Source organism: Mucilaginibacter sp. P5_A4, from assembly GCF_056400605.1.
Window position 1 is genome coordinate 204,381 of the sequence record NZ_JBFUKX010000001.1, and the last position, 16,009, is coordinate 220,389.

18 protein-coding genes are annotated in these 16,009 nt (G+C 41.4%); 6 read left to right on the forward strand and 12 right to left on the reverse strand.

The window, feature by feature from the left end; genetic code table 11:
* Window positions 1-145 precede the first annotated feature (145 nt).
* Window positions 146-1,699 (forward strand): T9SS response regulator signal transducer PorX, encoded by a 1,554-nt coding sequence (gene porX, locus AC1DQW_RS00865; RefSeq protein WP_477413100.1) that lies wholly within the window; start codon window positions 146-148, stop codon window positions 1,697-1,699.
* A 388-nt stretch (window positions 1,700-2,087) separates the two neighbouring features.
* On the opposite strand, the gene AC1DQW_RS00870 is transcribed toward porX, so the two are convergent.
* From AC1DQW_RS00870 to AC1DQW_RS00905, 8 genes are all read right to left on the reverse strand, one after another.
* Entirely contained in the window at window positions 2,088-2,825 is a 738-nt protein-coding gene (locus AC1DQW_RS00870) for a DUF4197 domain-containing protein (protein ID WP_477452403.1), read from the reverse strand.
* Window positions 2,826-2,866: 41 nt separating this feature from the next.
* Window positions 2,867-3,877, reverse strand: coding sequence for an inorganic phosphate transporter (locus AC1DQW_RS00875; RefSeq protein ID WP_477452404.1), 1,011 nt, complete (start codon window positions 3,875-3,877; stop codon window positions 2,867-2,869).
* A gap of 20 nt (window positions 3,878-3,897) precedes the next feature.
* A complete protein-coding gene (locus AC1DQW_RS00880) occupies window positions 3,898-4,548 on the reverse strand; it encodes a DUF47 domain-containing protein (RefSeq protein ID WP_477400951.1) in 651 nt (216 codons plus the stop codon).
* A 47-nt stretch (window positions 4,549-4,595) separates the two neighbouring features.
* Window positions 4,596-5,660: a sensor histidine kinase gene (locus AC1DQW_RS00885; protein WP_477452405.1), complete on the reverse strand. Its 1,065-nt coding sequence runs from the start codon at window positions 5,658-5,660 to the stop codon at window positions 4,596-4,598.
* 9 nt (window positions 5,661-5,669) lie between these two features.
* Window positions 5,670-6,368 (reverse strand): methyltransferase domain-containing protein, encoded by a 699-nt coding sequence (locus AC1DQW_RS00890; protein WP_477452406.1) that lies wholly within the window; start codon window positions 6,366-6,368, stop codon window positions 5,670-5,672.
* An 18-nt stretch (window positions 6,369-6,386) separates the two neighbouring features.
* The gene (locus tag AC1DQW_RS00895) at window positions 6,387-7,511 is read right to left on the reverse strand and encodes an NAD(P)/FAD-dependent oxidoreductase (protein WP_477452407.1); all 1,125 of its coding nucleotides are present in this window, start codon (window positions 7,509-7,511) and stop codon (window positions 6,387-6,389) included.
* Between the two features lie 6 nt (window positions 7,512-7,517).
* On the reverse strand, window positions 7,518-8,627 hold the full coding sequence (locus AC1DQW_RS00900) for a type III polyketide synthase (protein ID WP_477452408.1): 1,110 nt from the start codon (window positions 8,625-8,627) through the stop codon (window positions 7,518-7,520).
* 73 nt (window positions 8,628-8,700) lie between these two features.
* A complete protein-coding gene (locus AC1DQW_RS00905; protein ID WP_477452409.1) occupies window positions 8,701-9,231 on the reverse strand; it encodes a YceI family protein in 531 nt (176 codons plus the stop codon).
* Window positions 9,232-9,373: 142 nt separating this feature from the next.
* Between AC1DQW_RS00905 and AC1DQW_RS00910 the strand changes: the two genes are divergently transcribed.
* Window positions 9,374-10,258: a UbiA family prenyltransferase gene (locus tag AC1DQW_RS00910; protein ID WP_477452410.1), complete on the forward strand. Its 885-nt coding sequence runs from the start codon at window positions 9,374-9,376 to the stop codon at window positions 10,256-10,258.
* Between the two features lie 13 nt (window positions 10,259-10,271).
* Complete coding sequence (locus AC1DQW_RS00915) at window positions 10,272-10,754, forward strand: hypothetical protein (RefSeq protein ID WP_477452411.1); 483 nt, start codon at window positions 10,272-10,274, stop codon at window positions 10,752-10,754.
* On the opposite strand, the gene AC1DQW_RS00920 is transcribed toward AC1DQW_RS00915, so the two are convergent.
* The 4 genes from AC1DQW_RS00920 to AC1DQW_RS00935 form a co-directional block, all read right to left on the reverse strand.
* Window positions 10,751-12,061 carry a carbohydrate porin gene (locus AC1DQW_RS00920; RefSeq protein WP_477452412.1) on the reverse strand — a complete coding sequence of 437 codons (1,311 nt, stop codon included), beginning with the start codon at window positions 12,059-12,061 and terminating at the stop codon, window positions 10,751-10,753. The two genes, AC1DQW_RS00915 and AC1DQW_RS00920, sit on opposite strands and share 4 nt — an antisense overlap.
* 35 nt (window positions 12,062-12,096) lie before the next feature.
* Window positions 12,097-12,744 carry an HD domain-containing protein gene (locus AC1DQW_RS00925; RefSeq protein WP_477452413.1) on the reverse strand — a complete coding sequence of 216 codons (648 nt, stop codon included), beginning with the start codon at window positions 12,742-12,744 and terminating at the stop codon, window positions 12,097-12,099.
* Window positions 12,745-12,795: 51 nt separating this feature from the next.
* On the reverse strand, window positions 12,796-13,038 hold the full coding sequence (locus AC1DQW_RS00930; protein WP_477452414.1) for a helix-turn-helix domain-containing protein: 243 nt from the start codon (window positions 13,036-13,038) through the stop codon (window positions 12,796-12,798).
* A 148-nt stretch (window positions 13,039-13,186) separates the two neighbouring features.
* Window positions 13,187-14,305: a DUF4407 domain-containing protein gene (locus AC1DQW_RS00935; protein WP_477452415.1), complete on the reverse strand. Its 1,119-nt coding sequence runs from the start codon at window positions 14,303-14,305 to the stop codon at window positions 13,187-13,189.
* A 210-nt stretch (window positions 14,306-14,515) separates the two neighbouring features.
* On the opposite strand from AC1DQW_RS00935, the gene AC1DQW_RS00940 reads away from it, so the two are divergent.
* The 3 genes from AC1DQW_RS00940 to AC1DQW_RS00950 are packed head-to-tail and all read left to right on the forward strand — an operon-like array spanning window position 14,516 to window position 15,937.
* The gene (locus AC1DQW_RS00940) at window positions 14,516-14,830 is read left to right on the forward strand and encodes a rhodanese-like domain-containing protein (RefSeq protein ID WP_477413129.1); all 315 of its coding nucleotides are present in this window, start codon (window positions 14,516-14,518) and stop codon (window positions 14,828-14,830) included.
* 3 nt (window positions 14,831-14,833) lie between these two features.
* On the forward strand, window positions 14,834-15,022 hold the full coding sequence (locus AC1DQW_RS00945; protein ID WP_477452416.1) for a DUF6358 family protein: 189 nt from the start codon (window positions 14,834-14,836) through the stop codon (window positions 15,020-15,022).
* Between the two features lie 9 nt (window positions 15,023-15,031).
* Window positions 15,032-15,937 carry a prohibitin family protein gene (locus tag AC1DQW_RS00950; protein ID WP_477452417.1) on the forward strand — a complete coding sequence of 302 codons (906 nt, stop codon included), beginning with the start codon at window positions 15,032-15,034 and terminating at the stop codon, window positions 15,935-15,937.
* The last annotated feature ends 72 nt before the right edge of the window (window positions 15,938-16,009 follow it).

Here is a 16,009-nt window from a genome sequence, read left to right on the forward strand (position 1 = left end):
AAAATGTAAAACAAAGGTAAAATAAGCGCCCGATGTTTKTTAAATTTTGTTAATACCTTTACTCAATCACAACAAAACCGTCTCTTTGGGGTTTACTGACTGAATCAGAATTGTTTCTGATTCAGACTATTTAAGTACAGATACTATGCAAGATACAACCATTTTATGGGCTGATGACGAAATTGACCTGTTACGACCACATATACTTTTCTTAAACGAAAAAGGCTACAAGGTTACAACCGTAACCAACGGTAACGACGCTGTTGATACTTTTAAAAATAACTATTTCGACCTGGTTTTCCTTGATGAGAACATGCCCGGCCTTACCGGCCTGGAAACGCTGCAGCAAATAAAGAACATTAATAACGATGTGCCTATTGTGCTGATCACCAAAAACGAGGAAGAATATTTGATGGAGGATGCCATCGGTTCAAAAATTGATGATTACCTGATAAAACCGGTTCACCCTAAGCAGATCCTGCTTACCATTAAAAAGCTTACAGAAAACAAGCGCCTGGTTACCGAAAAAACCACCATGGCCTACCAAATGGACTTTCGCACACTTGGTATGACGCTTAATGATAACCTGAGCCACCAGGAATGGGTTGATGTTTACAAAAAACTCATTTACTGGGAGCTGGAACTGGAAAAACTGGAAGATGCCGGGATGCACGAGATATTGACCATGCAAAAAGCCGAGGCCAATATGCAGTTTTGTAAGTTTATTGAACGCAACTATTTAAACTGGATCAAAAACCCGGATTTGGCACCTACCAGTTCGCCGCAGCTGTTTAAAAAGAAAGTGTTCCCTAAGATGGATGGCAAGGGCCCATTGTTTTTTATACTGATAGATAACCTGCGGTTCGACCAGTTTAAGATCATTAACCCCATAATATCAGAATATTTCAGGCTGGAAGAAGAGGATACCTATTACAGTATTTTACCTACAGCCACACAATACGCCCGTAACTCCATATTTAGCGGGCTTATGCCTTTGGATATGGAAAAAAGGTATCCGCAAATGTGGCAAAATGATGAGGATGAAGGCGGTAAAAACCTTTTTGAGTCTGAATTTATTGCCGATCATTTAAAACGTGTATTAAAAAGGGACTGCAAGTACTCGTACCATAAGATCCTTAACATCGACGAAGGCCGTGCGCTGAATGAATCGGTAAGTAATTTGATGAATAACGAATTGAATGTGGTTGTATACAACTTTGTTGATATGCTGTCGCATGCACGTACAGATATGCAAATGATCCGTGAACTGGCAAGTGATGATGCGGCTTACCGGTCATTAACCCTGTCGTGGTTTGAACACTCACCGTTGTTTGACCTGCTTAAATTTTTAGCGCAGAAACAGGTAAGAGTAATTATTACTACCGACCATGGTACCATCCGCGTAAAAAACCCAAGCAAAATTGTGGGTGACAGGAATACCAATACCAACCTGCGTTACAAACAAGGTAAAAACCTTAATTATAATGCCAAGGAGGTGTTTCACATTCGTAACCCACACGATGCTATGCTGCCAAAGCTACACCTAAGCTCAAGCTTTGTATTTGCCAAGGAAGACAGCTATTTTGTGTACCCCAACAACTACAACCATTTTGTTAATTTTTATAACGAAACCTTCCAGCATGGCGGCATCTCGTTAGAAGAAATGATTATCCCGGTAGTAACTTACGGGCCGAAGTAATAGCCCCTCTAAATCTTCCCTGAAGGGGAGACTTTAAAATATAAAAGGCCAATCGCAAAACGATTGGCCTTTTATATTTTAAATCCGTCATTGCGAGGTACGAAGCAATCCCCACCTTTACGGGGCGACCTGCATAGTTACTCTGCTTATCGGGGATTGCTTCGTGCCTTATAATGACGTGTTTGTAAGTTACTGACCATCAATATGAAAAATCGTCATTGCGAGGAGGAACGACGAAGCAATCCCCAACTATACAGGGCGAATTTGCAAGCGCACCTGCTTATTGGGGATTGCTTCGTTCCTCGCAATGACGATTCAAAAAATCACGTCATCCCCATTTTTTCCAGGATTATCCTGGTGGTTACTCGCAATGACGCTCTATTATTATCTATTGTCCGCTCTTTTTCTTATCCGCAAAAGCGAATACTTTTTGCAACAATGGCGTAGTACGTGCACCCAGGTTCTGACGGATGTTCAGTTCTTCTTTAGCTATTTCCACAAATAAGCCATCTATAGCTTTTTGAGTTACATAATCGCTGATATCAGGATTGATCTTAGATACAAATGGAACTTTGTTATAGGCCTGTGCAGCATCGGTATAATATTTTGTTGCGCCAACCTTGTTTAAGCTCACCTGGATCACTGGTTTAAACTTGCCGGATAATTGTGCTGTGGTGGTACGTTTAAAATAAAGGGTTGCTGCATCCTGGCTGCCTAATAAAATATTGGTAACGTCCTGCAGGGTCATTTGCTTTATAGCGCCAATAAATATAGGTTTTGCCTGTACTGCGGCGTCTTCTGCCGCATGGTTGAGGGAAGTTATCACATTATCACAAAGGTTGCCTAAACCAATGCTCCTTAGGGTTTTTTCTGCTTTTTGAGCTTCGGGCGGAAAAAGTATCTTAACCTCGGCATTCTTCAAAAAACCATTCACTACCGAAAGTTTGTCTGAGCTTTTACCTGTGCCTATTTCAAGTGCCTGTTTAAGGCCGTTGCCAATTTCAAACGTAGTAGGATTGCCCTGGGGAATTGTTCCGGCAGCCTGGGCTACCTGGTTCAGTGTATCGCAACTGCTAAGTGTTATAAGGAACAATAAAACAGTTATGGAAAATATTTTTGTTTTCATAGTGGTTAAAAATAGCAAAAATGCCGCCAACTGTTAAAAAATTATCCAATGGCCTTTAACAAGGCAAATACACCTGCAGCAATTAAAGCAGAAATAGGAATAGTTATTATCCAGGCCCAAACCAGGTTGATGGTTACTCCCCAGCGCACTGCAGAAACACGCTTGGTTAAGCCAACACCAATAATTGAACCTGTAATTGTATGGGTTGTTGAAACAGGGATACCAAATCTTTCAGTTATAAAAAGGGTAATGGCACCGGCAGTTTCGGCACTTACACCTTCAAGCGGTGTAACCTTGGTGATCTTTGATCCCATAGTTTTAACAATCTTCCATCCGCCAGACATGGTTCCGGCCGCGATAGCAGTATAACAAGCCAGCGGAATCCAATCGGGCATGGGAGCGCCTGCATGAATTACTTTTGCCGCAATTAAACTTACATATAATATACCCATTACCTTTTGGGCATCATTACCACCATGTGCAAAACTCAACGCCGCTGCAGATACCAGTTGTAATCTTTTAAACCAACGCTCGGCAGTAGCCGGTTTTGCCTTTTTACAGATATTTAATATAAGGATGGTTACAACATAAGCCATAAGCAACCCAATAAAAGGGGCCAAAACAATATACGCTACAATAGTAAGTACATACTGCATTTGAATGGCATGCAGCGCGTTTGCTCCCATATATATGGCATTAGTCATGCCGGCGCCCGCAAAGCCGCCTATAAGTGTGTGCGACGAGCTTGAGGGAATTCCAAACCACCAGGTAATTAAGTTCCAGGAAATGGCAGCAACTAAACCTGCAAGTATAACGTGTAGTGTTACATAATGCTCCAATACAATTTTTGCAACTGTATTGGCAACTTTGTGATCCTTAATAAAAAAGTAGGCTGCAAAGTTGAATACAGCAGCCATTAAAACTGCTTGAAAGGGAGTTAAAACCTTGGTTGATACTATGGTAGCAATAGAGTTGGCGGCATCATGAAAACCATTGGTGTAATCAAAAACGAGCGCAAGTAAAACAATAATAACAAGTAGGGAGGTAACCATTTAGCGATGATTAGGTATGCTTAAGCGTTTTTAACTAAAATTGATTCCATTACATTTGCTGCATCCTCGCACATATCGGTTGCTGTTTCGAGGGCGGCAAGTATCTCTTTATATTTTATGAGGCGGATAGCGTCTTTTTCATAAAGAAACAGATCGGCCACGGCGCGGTCAAATACATAATCAGCCTGGTTTTCAACACTGTTTATCCTGATACATGAATCGGCAATGTTGCGTACATTACGTAGATCCTTTAATTCGCGCACAGCTTTTTCCAGGTCGATGCTTGCCTGTAAAATGAGGTCGGATAGTTTACGGATGTGTTCATTAAAATCATCTATCCTGTAAAGACTCATCCGGTTAGCTGCACCTTGTATATAATCGGCCACATCGTCAATAGCAGTAGCTAAGGCATGAATATCCTCACGATCAAAAGGGGTAATGAAATTTTTACCCAATTCAAGATAGATCTGGTGTGTAAGCTCATCGCCCTTGTTCTCGAGCTTGTCAATCTGTTTAAACAACTCCTCGCGGGTAACCGCGTTGTTCGAGTTTACAGCCTCAACCAATATAGTACCCATGGTAACTACGTTGCTTGCCGCCTGCTCAAATAAAGGAAAAAATATTTTTTTATCCTTAGGTACAAAATACTGGAAAATGCTGTTTAGTGACATATTGCTTTAAATTGAGGTAAAGGTACGGTTGCAATGTTAAATTAACGTTAACTTTTTAACACTGGTATATTTGGGAAAGGTAAAGTTTGTTTTGCTCTTTGCAAAGTAAAGCCAAAGGTAGATCCCAAACCCTCTGTACTGCGCACATTTATGGTTTGCTGGTGTGCTTCAATAATATGTTTTACTATGGCCAGCCCCAATCCCGAGCCGCCTATTTGCCTTGAACGGCTGGTATCTGTGCGGTAAAAACGCTCAAACAGGCGTGGAAGGAACTTTTCTTCTATGCCAATACCATCATCGGTAACTTCAACCAAAACCTGGTCGTCAAGTACAAAAAGGCTGAGCGAAGTGCTGCCTTCTTCTTTCCCATATTTAAAAGAATTATCAATCAGGTTAACAAGTACTTGCCGTATTTTTTCACGATCAGCATATACCACAATCCCATCATCATATTTTTGTTTGAATATGAGCTTGATTTTGTACTGTTTACCCTTTATCTCTAATGATTCAAATACCTCTTTTATAAGGTCATTGATCTTAAATTTTGTGTAATTAATAGGAATCTCTCCTGATTCCAGCTTCGAGATCTCATCCAGATCTTTAATAAGATAACTTAGGCGATCAACATTTTTTGATGCTTTCTCCAAAAATTGCCTTGCCATTTCCCGGTCGTCAAAATCATCATCCTGCAAGGCTTCGATGTATCCCTGTATAGCAAAAAGCGGCGTTTTAAACTCGTGGGATATATTTGATAAAAAGTCGCGGCGAAATTTTTCCTGCTTACGCAATTCATCAATTTCAGATTTTTTCTGTTTTGCCCATTCCTTTACTTCCTGTTCAACATCGTCAATAGGGTTTGCTGTAATATGCTCGCCCAGGGCGTCACGCAGGTCGCGGCCTAACTTTAAATTATGGATAAGTTTATAAATAAGTTTAATACGCGAGTAGATGTATTTTTCTATCAGGTAGTAAAATACAAAATAGCTTACGGCAAGGGTAGCCGTAAAAGTAATCATAACATCGTACCACTTATGTTGAAAATAGAAGTTTACAGCCGACAGTGTTATTGCAACACCGGTTGCTGTAACCAAAACCAATACGCGCAAATTCATTGCGTAAAGTTACAATTTATAGATCATTAAGTGCCAGCGGAAAGGCCACTTCCATGTTAAATTAAAGTTATCAATTCCTGCATTTTTAAGCAGGGTTAATAATTCTTGTTTTTTGAACGCCCGCTTTACCGATAGCGGACCATCATACCGTACCATTTTATTGCGGGTTAAAACATTGGTTATAAATATAACGGCGTAGTATAACAACCAATGCCGGTGCAAATCGGTAATGATGATTCCCTTGCGGGCCGATGCATGCATGTTTTTGATCATCTGTATCCAATGTTCATCATCAAAGTGGTGTGTAAACAAGCTGCTGATAATGATGTCATGCTTGCCCAGTAAGTAAATATCGTTTATCACATCGGCTTGTACATAACTGATGTTATTAAAGCCCTTTGATTCTTTGCGTGCAAAATTGATTGCAGCGGGGGCCGCATCAATACCGGTAAGTTTTAGGTGTATTTGCTGTTGTTTAGCCCATTTGGTAATAGCAATCAGGGTATCGCCGCCGCCGCAACCCCAGTCGCAAACAGCGTAACCATTATGTGCCGGGAATTTTTTGAGGGTGTTAATTATACTGTTATGGCCGCCAAACCAGGAGTTTACTTTGCCCAATCCCTCCAAAACCGGGACAATTTCTTCGTCGGGCAAATTGAGATCATCCATGATCTCGGCATCAAAAGCTCGGGTGGTTAAATTGGGCATAATATAAATACATCAACCTTATGAAAAAGGTTTTCCATGGGTTTTACTGATCAAATAACGCGATAAGGATGGCAAACCATTTAGCAGGTGAAGCGTAAGGGCGGTAGTATTGTTATTACCAAATAAACGCTGTAACTGGCGCCCAACCCATAAACGCTGAGCAAATTGCCTATTCCAGCTTTCGGTATAGTCGGCCTCAAGAGCGGCACGGTTACTATCGGTAAAACCACCAGGCTTATAGTGGCAAATGATCTTTTCTGACAGGATCTTAGCCGAGTGGATAGCCATTGTCATGCCATTACCGCAAAGCGGGGCAATCATGCCGGCTGTATCGCCACTCATCAGGATATGGTTATCAACCGGCGCCTTTTTTTCGAACGAGATCTCGTTGATCACCTCGGGCTTATCCAGTAAAAACTCGGCATGGCTAAAAATATCATCGAGGTATGGGTTTTTACGGATGATGTTCTCTTCCAAAGCCTGCAGTGTACCGTACTTTCGAAGATCATCCCGGTGCGCCATATAGCACATGCAATACCTGTCGCCATCTGTTTTGCTTACACCACAGTAGCCATCTTTATAATTATTAAGCTGAATAAGGTCATCCGGAAAATCCATCCGTACATGAAACTTTACTGCCAGGTATGGGCTTCGCTTATAAAAGAATGGCCGTTTTAACTTTTGATCAAGATTTGAGCGCTTGCCAAAGGACCCTATTACCAGCGGGGCTGCCAATACTTCGCCCGGCGTAACAACTTCAAAATAATTATTATTAAACCTTACATCCTCTACCCTGGTGCCGGTTATGAAGTTTACACCTTCTGTTGTTGCCTTATGGTACAGGAAGTTATCAAACGTATACCGGCTCAGCCCAAAACCACCCAGATCGAGCTTTTGTGAAAGCCTGGTGCCCGATGCTGCTGTAACTTCCAGCCGGTTAATGCGGGAAACATTTAATTGATCAAGATCGATATCCAGTTTGGAGAGAAAAGGGATCACTTCATTGGAGATGTATTCGCCGCATACCCGGTGCATGGGGTATGTTTTTTTTTCGATCAGGGTAACCTTTAATCCGGCACGGTTAAGCAGTATTGCATTAAACAATCCTGCCAGGCCGCCGCCAACTATTATTACATCGCTCATTTCGGGTTAATGCATTTCAAGTATCATTCCTTCAACCGTTAAACCGGGCCCAAAAGCAAAGCTCATGATCTTCTGATCAATAAGATTCCCGTCCTTCAGCATTTTCTGCAATACAAAAAGAATAGTGGCAGATGACATGTTTCCATATTCCTGTAATGTTTGGTACGCAAATGCATTGCTTTCTTCCGGAAGCTCCAATGCTTCTTCGACGGCCTCCAGTATCTTGCGCCCTCCGGGATGTACTGCATATGCAGTGATCTGCCCGGCATCAAGCTTTGCTTTTTGCAAAAATCTGCTGGTTAAGGCCTTGATGTTTTTTTTAATCTGCTTAGAGACGCGCGATGTAAGCTTCATTTCGAAACCGGTATTACCAACGTACCAGCCCATATCATCGCGGGCTTCGGTTACAAATTCCGAATAGAAATTCTTTAAAGAAAAATATGTTCCCTTACCCAGGCGCTGCAAAGTATTTTCAACCAATACCGCCGCAGCGCCGTCAGAGAACAGGGAGTTGGCCACCCAATTATCCAGCGTGTTCTCTTTTTGAAAGTGCAGCGTGCAAAGTTCAACGCTTACCACCAATACTTTAGCTTCGGGGTTGGCGCGGCAAATATAGTCGGAAACCTTAAGAGCGTTTATAGCGCCGTAACATCCCATAAAATTGATACAGGTGCGCTCGGTATCACGATTCAGGCTAAGCTTTTCTACCAGTTCAATATCAATACCGGGAGCATGCATACCGGTACAGCTAACGGTTATCAGGTGGGTTATTTGTTGTAAAATACCGTCTTCAAAGCCCGACAGGCAATTTTTTACCGCATTAATAGCAATATCTATAGCCTCCTGCTCATAAAACTTCAATCGTTTTTGCGTGTCTGGAAAAGGTTCAAAACTTCCGGATTGATCAAAAAAAGTATAATTGGATGGATCGCTTTCACCAAAATCAGGAATTACCGAATAACGATGATCGATCCCCGAGTTATCGTAGATGCTTTTGAGCCTCGCCGCATTGGTTTTATCCAACCCAAAAGCGTTCACCATAAAATGGTAAATATCCTGCTGGGCAATACGGTTATGGGGATTTGCTATCCCGATGGCACTAATGCAACTCTCCATTTTATGCTGACCTTAAAGCTTAAGGCCCAAAGCCCGAAGCAAAGTATTTTGATATCTCCGATACAAATTTATTTCAATTACTTACCTCGGTTTCTACCGAGATATTGGCTTCATTTGATAAGATGACGTTTTTGCCCCCAATACCAAAGTCTGTTCTTAATACCTGGAAATCACCCTTAAATACAGCGGAGTTACCCGTTTCAATATACGTAAAAGGTATTTCAATCAGCTTTGTTTTATCTTTAATGGTTACGTTAAAATTACCTGTAAAGTTGTTTCCGCTTTTGTGTTTAAAAGAAACCGATTTTAAGGTGATCTTAGGATATCTGGCTACATCAAAGTAATCCTCGCTCTTCAGGTGGCTATCCCTGCTTTCGCTATCCGTATTAACAGTGTTTGAAGCAACCGAAGCTTCAATTGAGCTGGTGGCGAGGCTGGAGGGCTTAAAATTAATATCGGCGCTAAAGCCCCCATAAGTACCTGCTACGTTAAAGCCCAGGTTTTTAATTTTAAAGGTAACTGCCGACCGGGTTACTTTGCTTTGCGCGAAAGATGTTGCTGCTAAAAAAAATAAAATCGCGATGGTAAATACTTTCTTAATCATGTTACTGCAAACGTGGATTTCAAACATAATGATTTATCTGTAACTAATTTTTACATTAGTAAGATTAGGCAACCCGTTGTAGGTTTAATACGTTTCAACAAATAGTATTGGTTGCCTTTACCTGTTAAAATACTGTTTCTGTATGAACTTAAAACAAATTATACCTACTTCATCGGCCTGGGCGCATATGCGTTTCGTATTCTCGGTTTTTTTGCTGCCGGTATATTTGTTTGCTTTTAGCCAGGTGCCCTTTATTGATCCGGGTAATGCTATACTTGTGTTTTTAATCTGGCATCTTCTTGCATTCCCGGCGAGTAATGGCTATAACAGTTATTTTGATAAGGATGAAGATAGTATTGGTCTTTTAGAAAAGCCGCCTGAAGTAGATATCAGTTTGTATTATTTTTCAATACTGCTGGAGGCTTTAGCTTTCTTATTGGGATTTTTGATTAGCTGGGAATTTGCTTTTGCTGTGTTGTTATATGGCATCATGTCGAAACTTTATAGCCACCCTGCAACGCGGTTAAAAAAATACCCTGTCATTAGTTTTCTTACCGTTTTCTTTTTCCAGGGAGCGTTTGTTTATTATGTTACTTTTTCGGCATTAAGCGGTTTAAGTTTATTCAGGCATTGGGATACCGGCTTTATAGTAGCCGGGGCAATTTGCTCCTGCCTGATAGGGGCATCGTACCCGTTAACGCAGGTTTACCAGCATCAGGAAGATAGCCGCCGCGGGGACAGGACCATCAGCCTGGTGCTGGGCTATAAAGGATCGTTTATTTTATCGGGTGCTTTATTTGCATCAGGCATTGCCTGCTCTTTTTATTACTGGCATGCAGCAGGTAAAATGTTTAACTTCTATTTTTTCCTGGTGTGCGCGCTGCCTATATTTTTATTTTTTAATTACTGGTTTTATAAGGTGGGCAAATCAACAGAAAACGCCAATTTTAAAAATGCCATGCGTATGAATTTTTTAAGCTCGGGTTGTATGCTGGTTTATTTTGGGGTACTGGTATTTATGGGATAACCTGCTTAGAGATATGGACAGAACAAGAGTTTATAAATACAATCCATATTTTATTTTTCCAATGGTACTTTTTGGCCTTTTATTGGCGCAGCCGGTTTATTCGATATTTACAAAGCTGATTGCTGATAAAGATTATTCCAGTGCCATCATAGTGGTGCTGGTTATTGATTATTTCCTGATATTTTTTGTTAAACACACTTATTACGTGATAAAGGGAATCCCTGCTATAGTAATAACCCCCGATTTTATTTTTATTCAGAAAAAGGGCTGTGCCATTGCCTGGCGGGATATAGAGAGCATAGATAAAGGGCGGGGGTTAAGAATGTCGTTGAGAAAGACATGGAAAAATTGGGGCGAAATAAAGAACCCGGTAATTAGGGCATATTACTGGGTTCTTGCAAACGATGTTTCAGTGGCAGGTATTTTAATAGCCGGCGATACCGAACAAATGAGCATCACCATAAGGGATTATTATTTTAAATACCGGTACAATTAAAACTCCACATGCGCCCTCATCGAAAACACATTTACCGGGCCGCGATCTTTATTGTAAGCCGGGTTTAGTATAAACTGGTAATCGGGTGTCAGCCAGAATTTTTTTTGATAGGCGTTTATTTTATAATACAGTTCGGCTATCAATTCATGACTGTAATTCAACTTGCCGTCACCAATAATAAAGCCATAGCCGCCGGCTGCCAGGTAATCACTATGGGGTTTGGATAGGCCGTTTGCCACAAATGCCAATGCTAACTCGTCATCGCCGCGTTTCCATGAACTGCCTTTCAGTACGCCTCCAAAACTTAATGACCTGTCTATTTCAGTAAAATACCAGGTTTCGGTATGACCATTATTATAGCTTAGCTTGGCAAATACCCCAAAGTCTTTGCTTAGGTATTGGTCAGCGCTAATGCCAAAACCGTATTTATGCTTGCCATAAACTAAATTGGTATCCACAACCGGGTTAACCTTGTTAATGGCCAGTGCCTGGCGATAATCGCCCATTTTGCCATTGTTACGAAAACCTAAAACCCTTAGCGTTCCTTTATTGCCGTTAAGTGTGTAGCGTCTTTCGTACTCCAGGGTTTGGGTATTGGCCTTCCCTATTTTTGCATCCCAGATAGCGCCGTTAGCGGTGGTTGTCGACATGGTGAAGGCAAACCTTAACGTCCAGTTGGGCATTCCTAATTCGGTATGTATACCCATGGCATAGCCCCGGGTATTGGCCGGGTAATCCCAGGCGCCATTATCCATTAGTGACCAGTTCATGAACTGTGAGCGTGGGTCGTGGCTAAATTCGTTACCATCATAAAAATCGGCCATGCCAAATTTACCTGCGGTTACCGAGAAATAGCGTTTGCTTTTTAAGCCAGCAAGCTGGTTAGCATCATCCTGTATAGTGTCTTTATCTTTTCCCCATTCAAAATTCTGGGTAAAGTACAGGCGGGCTATATAGATCTTGGGATCTGAACCACCAACCCTAAATGTTTCACCATTTGGGAAACCGGCTACACCCAGGGTCTTGCTCAAGCCCGATCCCCCAGACATTTCGGGGTTAAAATAGGCCGAGGCTCCTTTCCATAGCCTGGCACCGCCAAAAAAAGTAGTAGTTATTGAGCTTTGTGTTTCTGATTTGGTAAGCAAGCTGTTATCGCCAGTATAATCCGCTCCAAACGATGGTTTATACTGGGTTATAATAGTTTGTTGAAAATGAAAGTTAAAGCGCTGCTGTTTAAGCGTATCCTGAGCTTTTGCGGCGAGAGAGATACCTAACAGGGAAATTATAAAAGGGAAAGTTTTTTTCATGGGTAATAGTTAAATGCTGAAACGATTATTGAAACCTATGGCTTACACTCGAGGTAGAATTGCTGCAAATAGGTTTCCATGAACGCGTGGCGTTGATCGGCCATTTTACGGCCGGTTGCGGTGTTCATTTTATCTTTCAATAGTAATAGTTTTTCGTAAAAGTGGTTAATTGAGGGCGCCGGGGAATTTTTATATTCCTCTTTGTTCATATTTAAATTGGGTTCAACCTCCGGATTATAAATTTCCCTGCCTTTAAAGCCGCCGTAGTTAAAAGCCCTTGCTATCCCAATTGCGCCAATGGCATCAAGCCTGTCGGCATCCTGTACTATAGCCAGTTCGGGCGAGTAAAAAGTTGCTTTATCAAAGCTCGATTTAAACGATATATGCCTGATGATCTGTTGTACATGCTCAATCACCTCCGCTTCAACATTTACACTTTGCAGGTATTTGCCGGCAGTAAACGGTCCAATTTCTTCATCGCCATTATGAAATTTGCTATCGGCTATATCATGAAGCAGGGCGGCAAGTTCAACGGTAAGCAGATCGGCTTTTTCTGTTTTTGCAATCAATTTGGCGTTGGTCCATACGCGGTGTATGTGCCACCAGTCGTGGCCGCCTTCAGCATTTTTAAGGGTATCACGTACAAATTGTACTGTGCTACTGATCAGATTTGCGTTTTCCATCCGGTTGCAAAGATATTATTGCCCGGGATGAAACAGCGGATAATTTTTAAATTACTGCGCAACAGATGGTTTTTCTGTATCTATCAGGCTATGGATATCTACTTCTAATACGGCAGCTATCTGAAAAAGCCTTTCAACGGTTATTTTGGTATAACCTAACTCAATTTTGCTATAGGCGTTTTGCGATATATTCAATTTTGCAGCAAGGTACTCCTGTGTATAGTTTAACTGTTCGCGCGTTTTCCTGATATTTACTGCAATCGCCCTGACTTTGTAATTCAGCGTTTCTTTCATCCCAATGTATTATGTATTAAATGATAATATAAACGGGATTTATAAAAGCTTGGATTTACATTTTTTATTTTTAAGATTTTTTTGAAAGTTGAGATACGCTTTTAGGGGGAAATTAACGGCTAAATTGGATAGCCCCTATCCAATTGCTTCAATCATAATTATGGCGCTCAAAATCATAGTCGGATTGGGTTGAGATGATCTTCTTGCGCCGCTGGACATCGGTATCCAGGTTATGGTCGTAAATATTATCAGTAACCGTCATGTCCCGGTCCTTTTCTTTATCGGCCATATAAAGGTTGGCTTCGGCCGTTTTCCCAATCGCTGCATCATATGGCCCCCTGGGCGACATCAGCTTTACAAATACGGGCAGGCACTCAAATAAAATAAACAGGTAGCCAATAAATGAAATGGCCATATAGGTATCAAGGTCCCGGGTGCCGTTTTCGTTGAAGGATAGCTGCCCAAGCGCCCAGTTACGATCAGCAAAGCCGGCTATGTTGGCCAGGCTGTCCAGCTGATGATCATTAAATAACCTGGCATTGTTTAAACCTTCAAATTCTTTGCGCCGGCTCAGGTATTGGTCCATCTCGCCAAGGTTGCCGGTTACTGTTTTCAGGCGATTTTCTTTTTCCTCTAATACACTTTGTTTTTGTTTGGCGTAAGTGCCATACCCGGTGATGCCCGATGTTTGGTTGGTTTTATCGCCAAATACTTCCTGGTTCAGCAGGAAACGGGTGCGGTTGATATCTTTTTCGAGAGAGTCTTTCTCCTTTTTCAGGTCGCTATTCTTACCCATTTCCATCGCATACTTTTGGTTGTATGTTTTTTCCAGGGTATCGATTTTACGGTGCTGGCCTTTAAGGTAGGAGGATTTTAATTTTTGGCGAATCTCTTTATCAAATATCTTCAACTCCAACGGGCGGGATATAACTATACCTATCATAATAGCCAGCAGAATACGCGGGGAGGCCTGCAGGATCTGCTGGTTGGTTGTACCTTCTTTATTAATGCTGGATACAATATAGCGATCCATGTTAAAAATAGCCGTTCCCCACAACAGGCCGAACAAAATAGCAAAGCCTACTGCAAAGGCATCGCCATTAAAAACAAAATACATGGCATAGCCGCCAGATAGGGAGGCAAACAGGGCGGTAAAAAATATAGTAGCTCCAATACCTACATATTTATTATGCTCGATAGGGTATTTTTTTAACGTATCTATATGTGCTCCTGAACAAAACCAGAAAAAGCGGGTAACTTTTTTCATCTATATGATCTGTTTAAATTTAATGCCGGTTTAATATTTGTGTAAAATTATCAGATCGGCATTGCTGATTTACTGCCTTTTGTTGCTCAAAATAACGTATTGCTAAGTAAACCATATAATAAACGCTCCCGGGCATTGATTGTTACAAAAATATCGTGTAATTATTTGCAATAGAAAAAAAGCTACCTTTGAGTATTAATTTATTTTATCATGAACGAGATAACCGTACAGGAACTAAAAGAGAAAATTGACAAAGGTGAAGATTTTCAGCTGATTGACGTTAGGGAAGATTTTGAATACGAAACATCAAACCTTGGTGGGCAGTTAATACCCCTTGGTGGCATATTAATAGAGGCCGAAAAGATTAATAAAGATAAGCCCGTAGTGGTAATGTGCCGCAGTGGTAAACGCAGCGCGGCCGCCATTATGCAGTTGGAGCAGCGTGGTTTTACCAACTTATATAACTTAAACGGCGGTATTTTAGCCTGGGCCGCAGAAATTGACCCTACACTTAATGTTTATTAGTATATGGGCTTTAAATTAGTGCTCAATGTATTATATACCATAGGTGCAGTATTGTGCGCTTTTGTGGCATATCAATCATTCATGGCCAAAAATTATCTGTATTTGGGCGTTGCCGTGTTTGTTTGTCTGGTTGTTATTTTCTTAAAAATAAGACTGTTAAAAGACGTAAGAAACTCACAGAAAAAGGTGTAACTTCATTGCATGTTTATAGCAATATTAGGAGTTATTGTACTCGTGGTGGGTATAGTGCTCAAACGCTCGCCCCAGCCCGCAAATCATTTTAGTAACACCGTAAGTATAGTTGGTGGAGTAATGGTAGCCGTAGGCCTGATACTATCCATGTTTAAGGTTATTGAACCGGGCCATGCAGGTGTGCAGTCCCTTTTTGGTAAGGTGCAGGATAATGTGTTAGAAAGCGGTTTGCATATAATTAACCCCGCTGTGGAGATAACTGTTTTTGATACCCGGACGCAAACTTATACCATGAGTGCAGTTAGTAGCGAGGGCCAAAAAGAAGGTGACGATGCTATTAGGGTATTATCATCTGATGGATTAGAGGTTAGCATCGATCTCTCGGTACAATATAAAGTAAGCCCTGATAAGGCACCGTTCATCCTTCAAAATATTGGTGTAGATTACCTGGAAAAAATCGTTCGCCCTGTATCGCGTACCGCTATACGAGACAACGCTGTAAATTATGCCGCCGTTGATCTGTATTCAACCAAAAGGCAGGAATTTCAGGATAAAATAAACCGTTATATAACAGCAAACTTTGTAAAAAGGGGCCTGGAGCTTCAGCAGATCCTTGTTCGTAACATCACCTTGCCTGCGTCTGTAAGAGCGAGTATCGAATCAAAGATCAACGCCGAGCAGGACGCTCAAAAAATGCAGTTTGTTTTGCAAAAGGAGAAACAGGAGGCGGAACGTAAGCGTGTAGAAGCACAGGGTATAGCCGACTATCAAAAGATACTATCCACAGGATTGTCTGACAAGCAATTACAATACGAAACCATTAAGGCACAAATGGCTATCGCTACGTCGCCAAATGCCAAAGTAATCATTATTGGCGGCGGTAGGGGAAACCCGATAATGCTGAGTGATAAATAGATAAAGGACTAATTTCACGCATTATTTCGAATTTCACGAATGACAAGACCGGCCTGCAAAGTTTTAAACCCT

Coding starts and splice junctions, on each gene's coding strand:
- porX (WP_477413100.1), top strand. CDS start 146: ATGCAAGATACAACCATTTTATGGGCTGATGACGAAATTGACCTGTTA.
- AC1DQW_RS00870 (WP_477452403.1), bottom strand. CDS start 2,825: ATGAAAACAAAAATATTTTCCATAACTGTTTTATTGTTCCTTATAACA.
- AC1DQW_RS00875 (WP_477452404.1), bottom strand. CDS start 3,877: ATGGTTACCTCCCTACTTGTTATTATTGTTTTACTTGCGCTCGTTTTT.
- AC1DQW_RS00880 (WP_477400951.1), bottom strand. CDS start 4,548: ATGTCACTAAACAGCATTTTCCAGTATTTTGTACCTAAGGATAAAAAA.
- AC1DQW_RS00885 (WP_477452405.1), bottom strand. CDS start 5,660: ATGAATTTGCGCGTATTGGTTTTGGTTACAGCAACCGGTGTTGCAATA.
- AC1DQW_RS00890 (WP_477452406.1), bottom strand. CDS start 6,368: ATGCCCAATTTAACCACCCGAGCTTTTGATGCCGAGATCATGGATGAT.
- AC1DQW_RS00895 (WP_477452407.1), bottom strand. CDS start 7,511: ATGAGCGATGTAATAATAGTTGGCGGCGGCCTGGCAGGATTGTTTAAT.
- AC1DQW_RS00900 (WP_477452408.1), bottom strand. CDS start 8,627: ATGGAGAGTTGCATTAGTGCCATCGGGATAGCAAATCCCCATAACCGT.
- AC1DQW_RS00905 (WP_477452409.1), bottom strand. CDS start 9,231: ATGATTAAGAAAGTATTTACCATCGCGATTTTATTTTTTTTAGCAGCA.
- AC1DQW_RS00910 (WP_477452410.1), top strand. CDS start 9,374: ATGAACTTAAAACAAATTATACCTACTTCATCGGCCTGGGCGCATATG.
- AC1DQW_RS00915 (WP_477452411.1), top strand. CDS start 10,272: ATGGACAGAACAAGAGTTTATAAATACAATCCATATTTTATTTTTCCA.
- AC1DQW_RS00920 (WP_477452412.1), bottom strand. CDS start 12,061: ATGAAAAAAACTTTCCCTTTTATAATTTCCCTGTTAGGTATCTCTCTC.
- AC1DQW_RS00925 (WP_477452413.1), bottom strand. CDS start 12,744: ATGGAAAACGCAAATCTGATCAGTAGCACAGTACAATTTGTACGTGAT.
- AC1DQW_RS00930 (WP_477452414.1), bottom strand. CDS start 13,038: ATGAAAGAAACGCTGAATTACAAAGTCAGGGCGATTGCAGTAAATATC.
- AC1DQW_RS00935 (WP_477452415.1), bottom strand. CDS start 14,305: ATGAAAAAAGTTACCCGCTTTTTCTGGTTTTGTTCAGGAGCACATATA.
- AC1DQW_RS00940 (WP_477413129.1), top strand. CDS start 14,516: ATGAACGAGATAACCGTACAGGAACTAAAAGAGAAAATTGACAAAGGT.
- AC1DQW_RS00945 (WP_477452416.1), top strand. CDS start 14,834: ATGGGCTTTAAATTAGTGCTCAATGTATTATATACCATAGGTGCAGTA.
- AC1DQW_RS00950 (WP_477452417.1), top strand. CDS start 15,032: ATGTTTATAGCAATATTAGGAGTTATTGTACTCGTGGTGGGTATAGTG.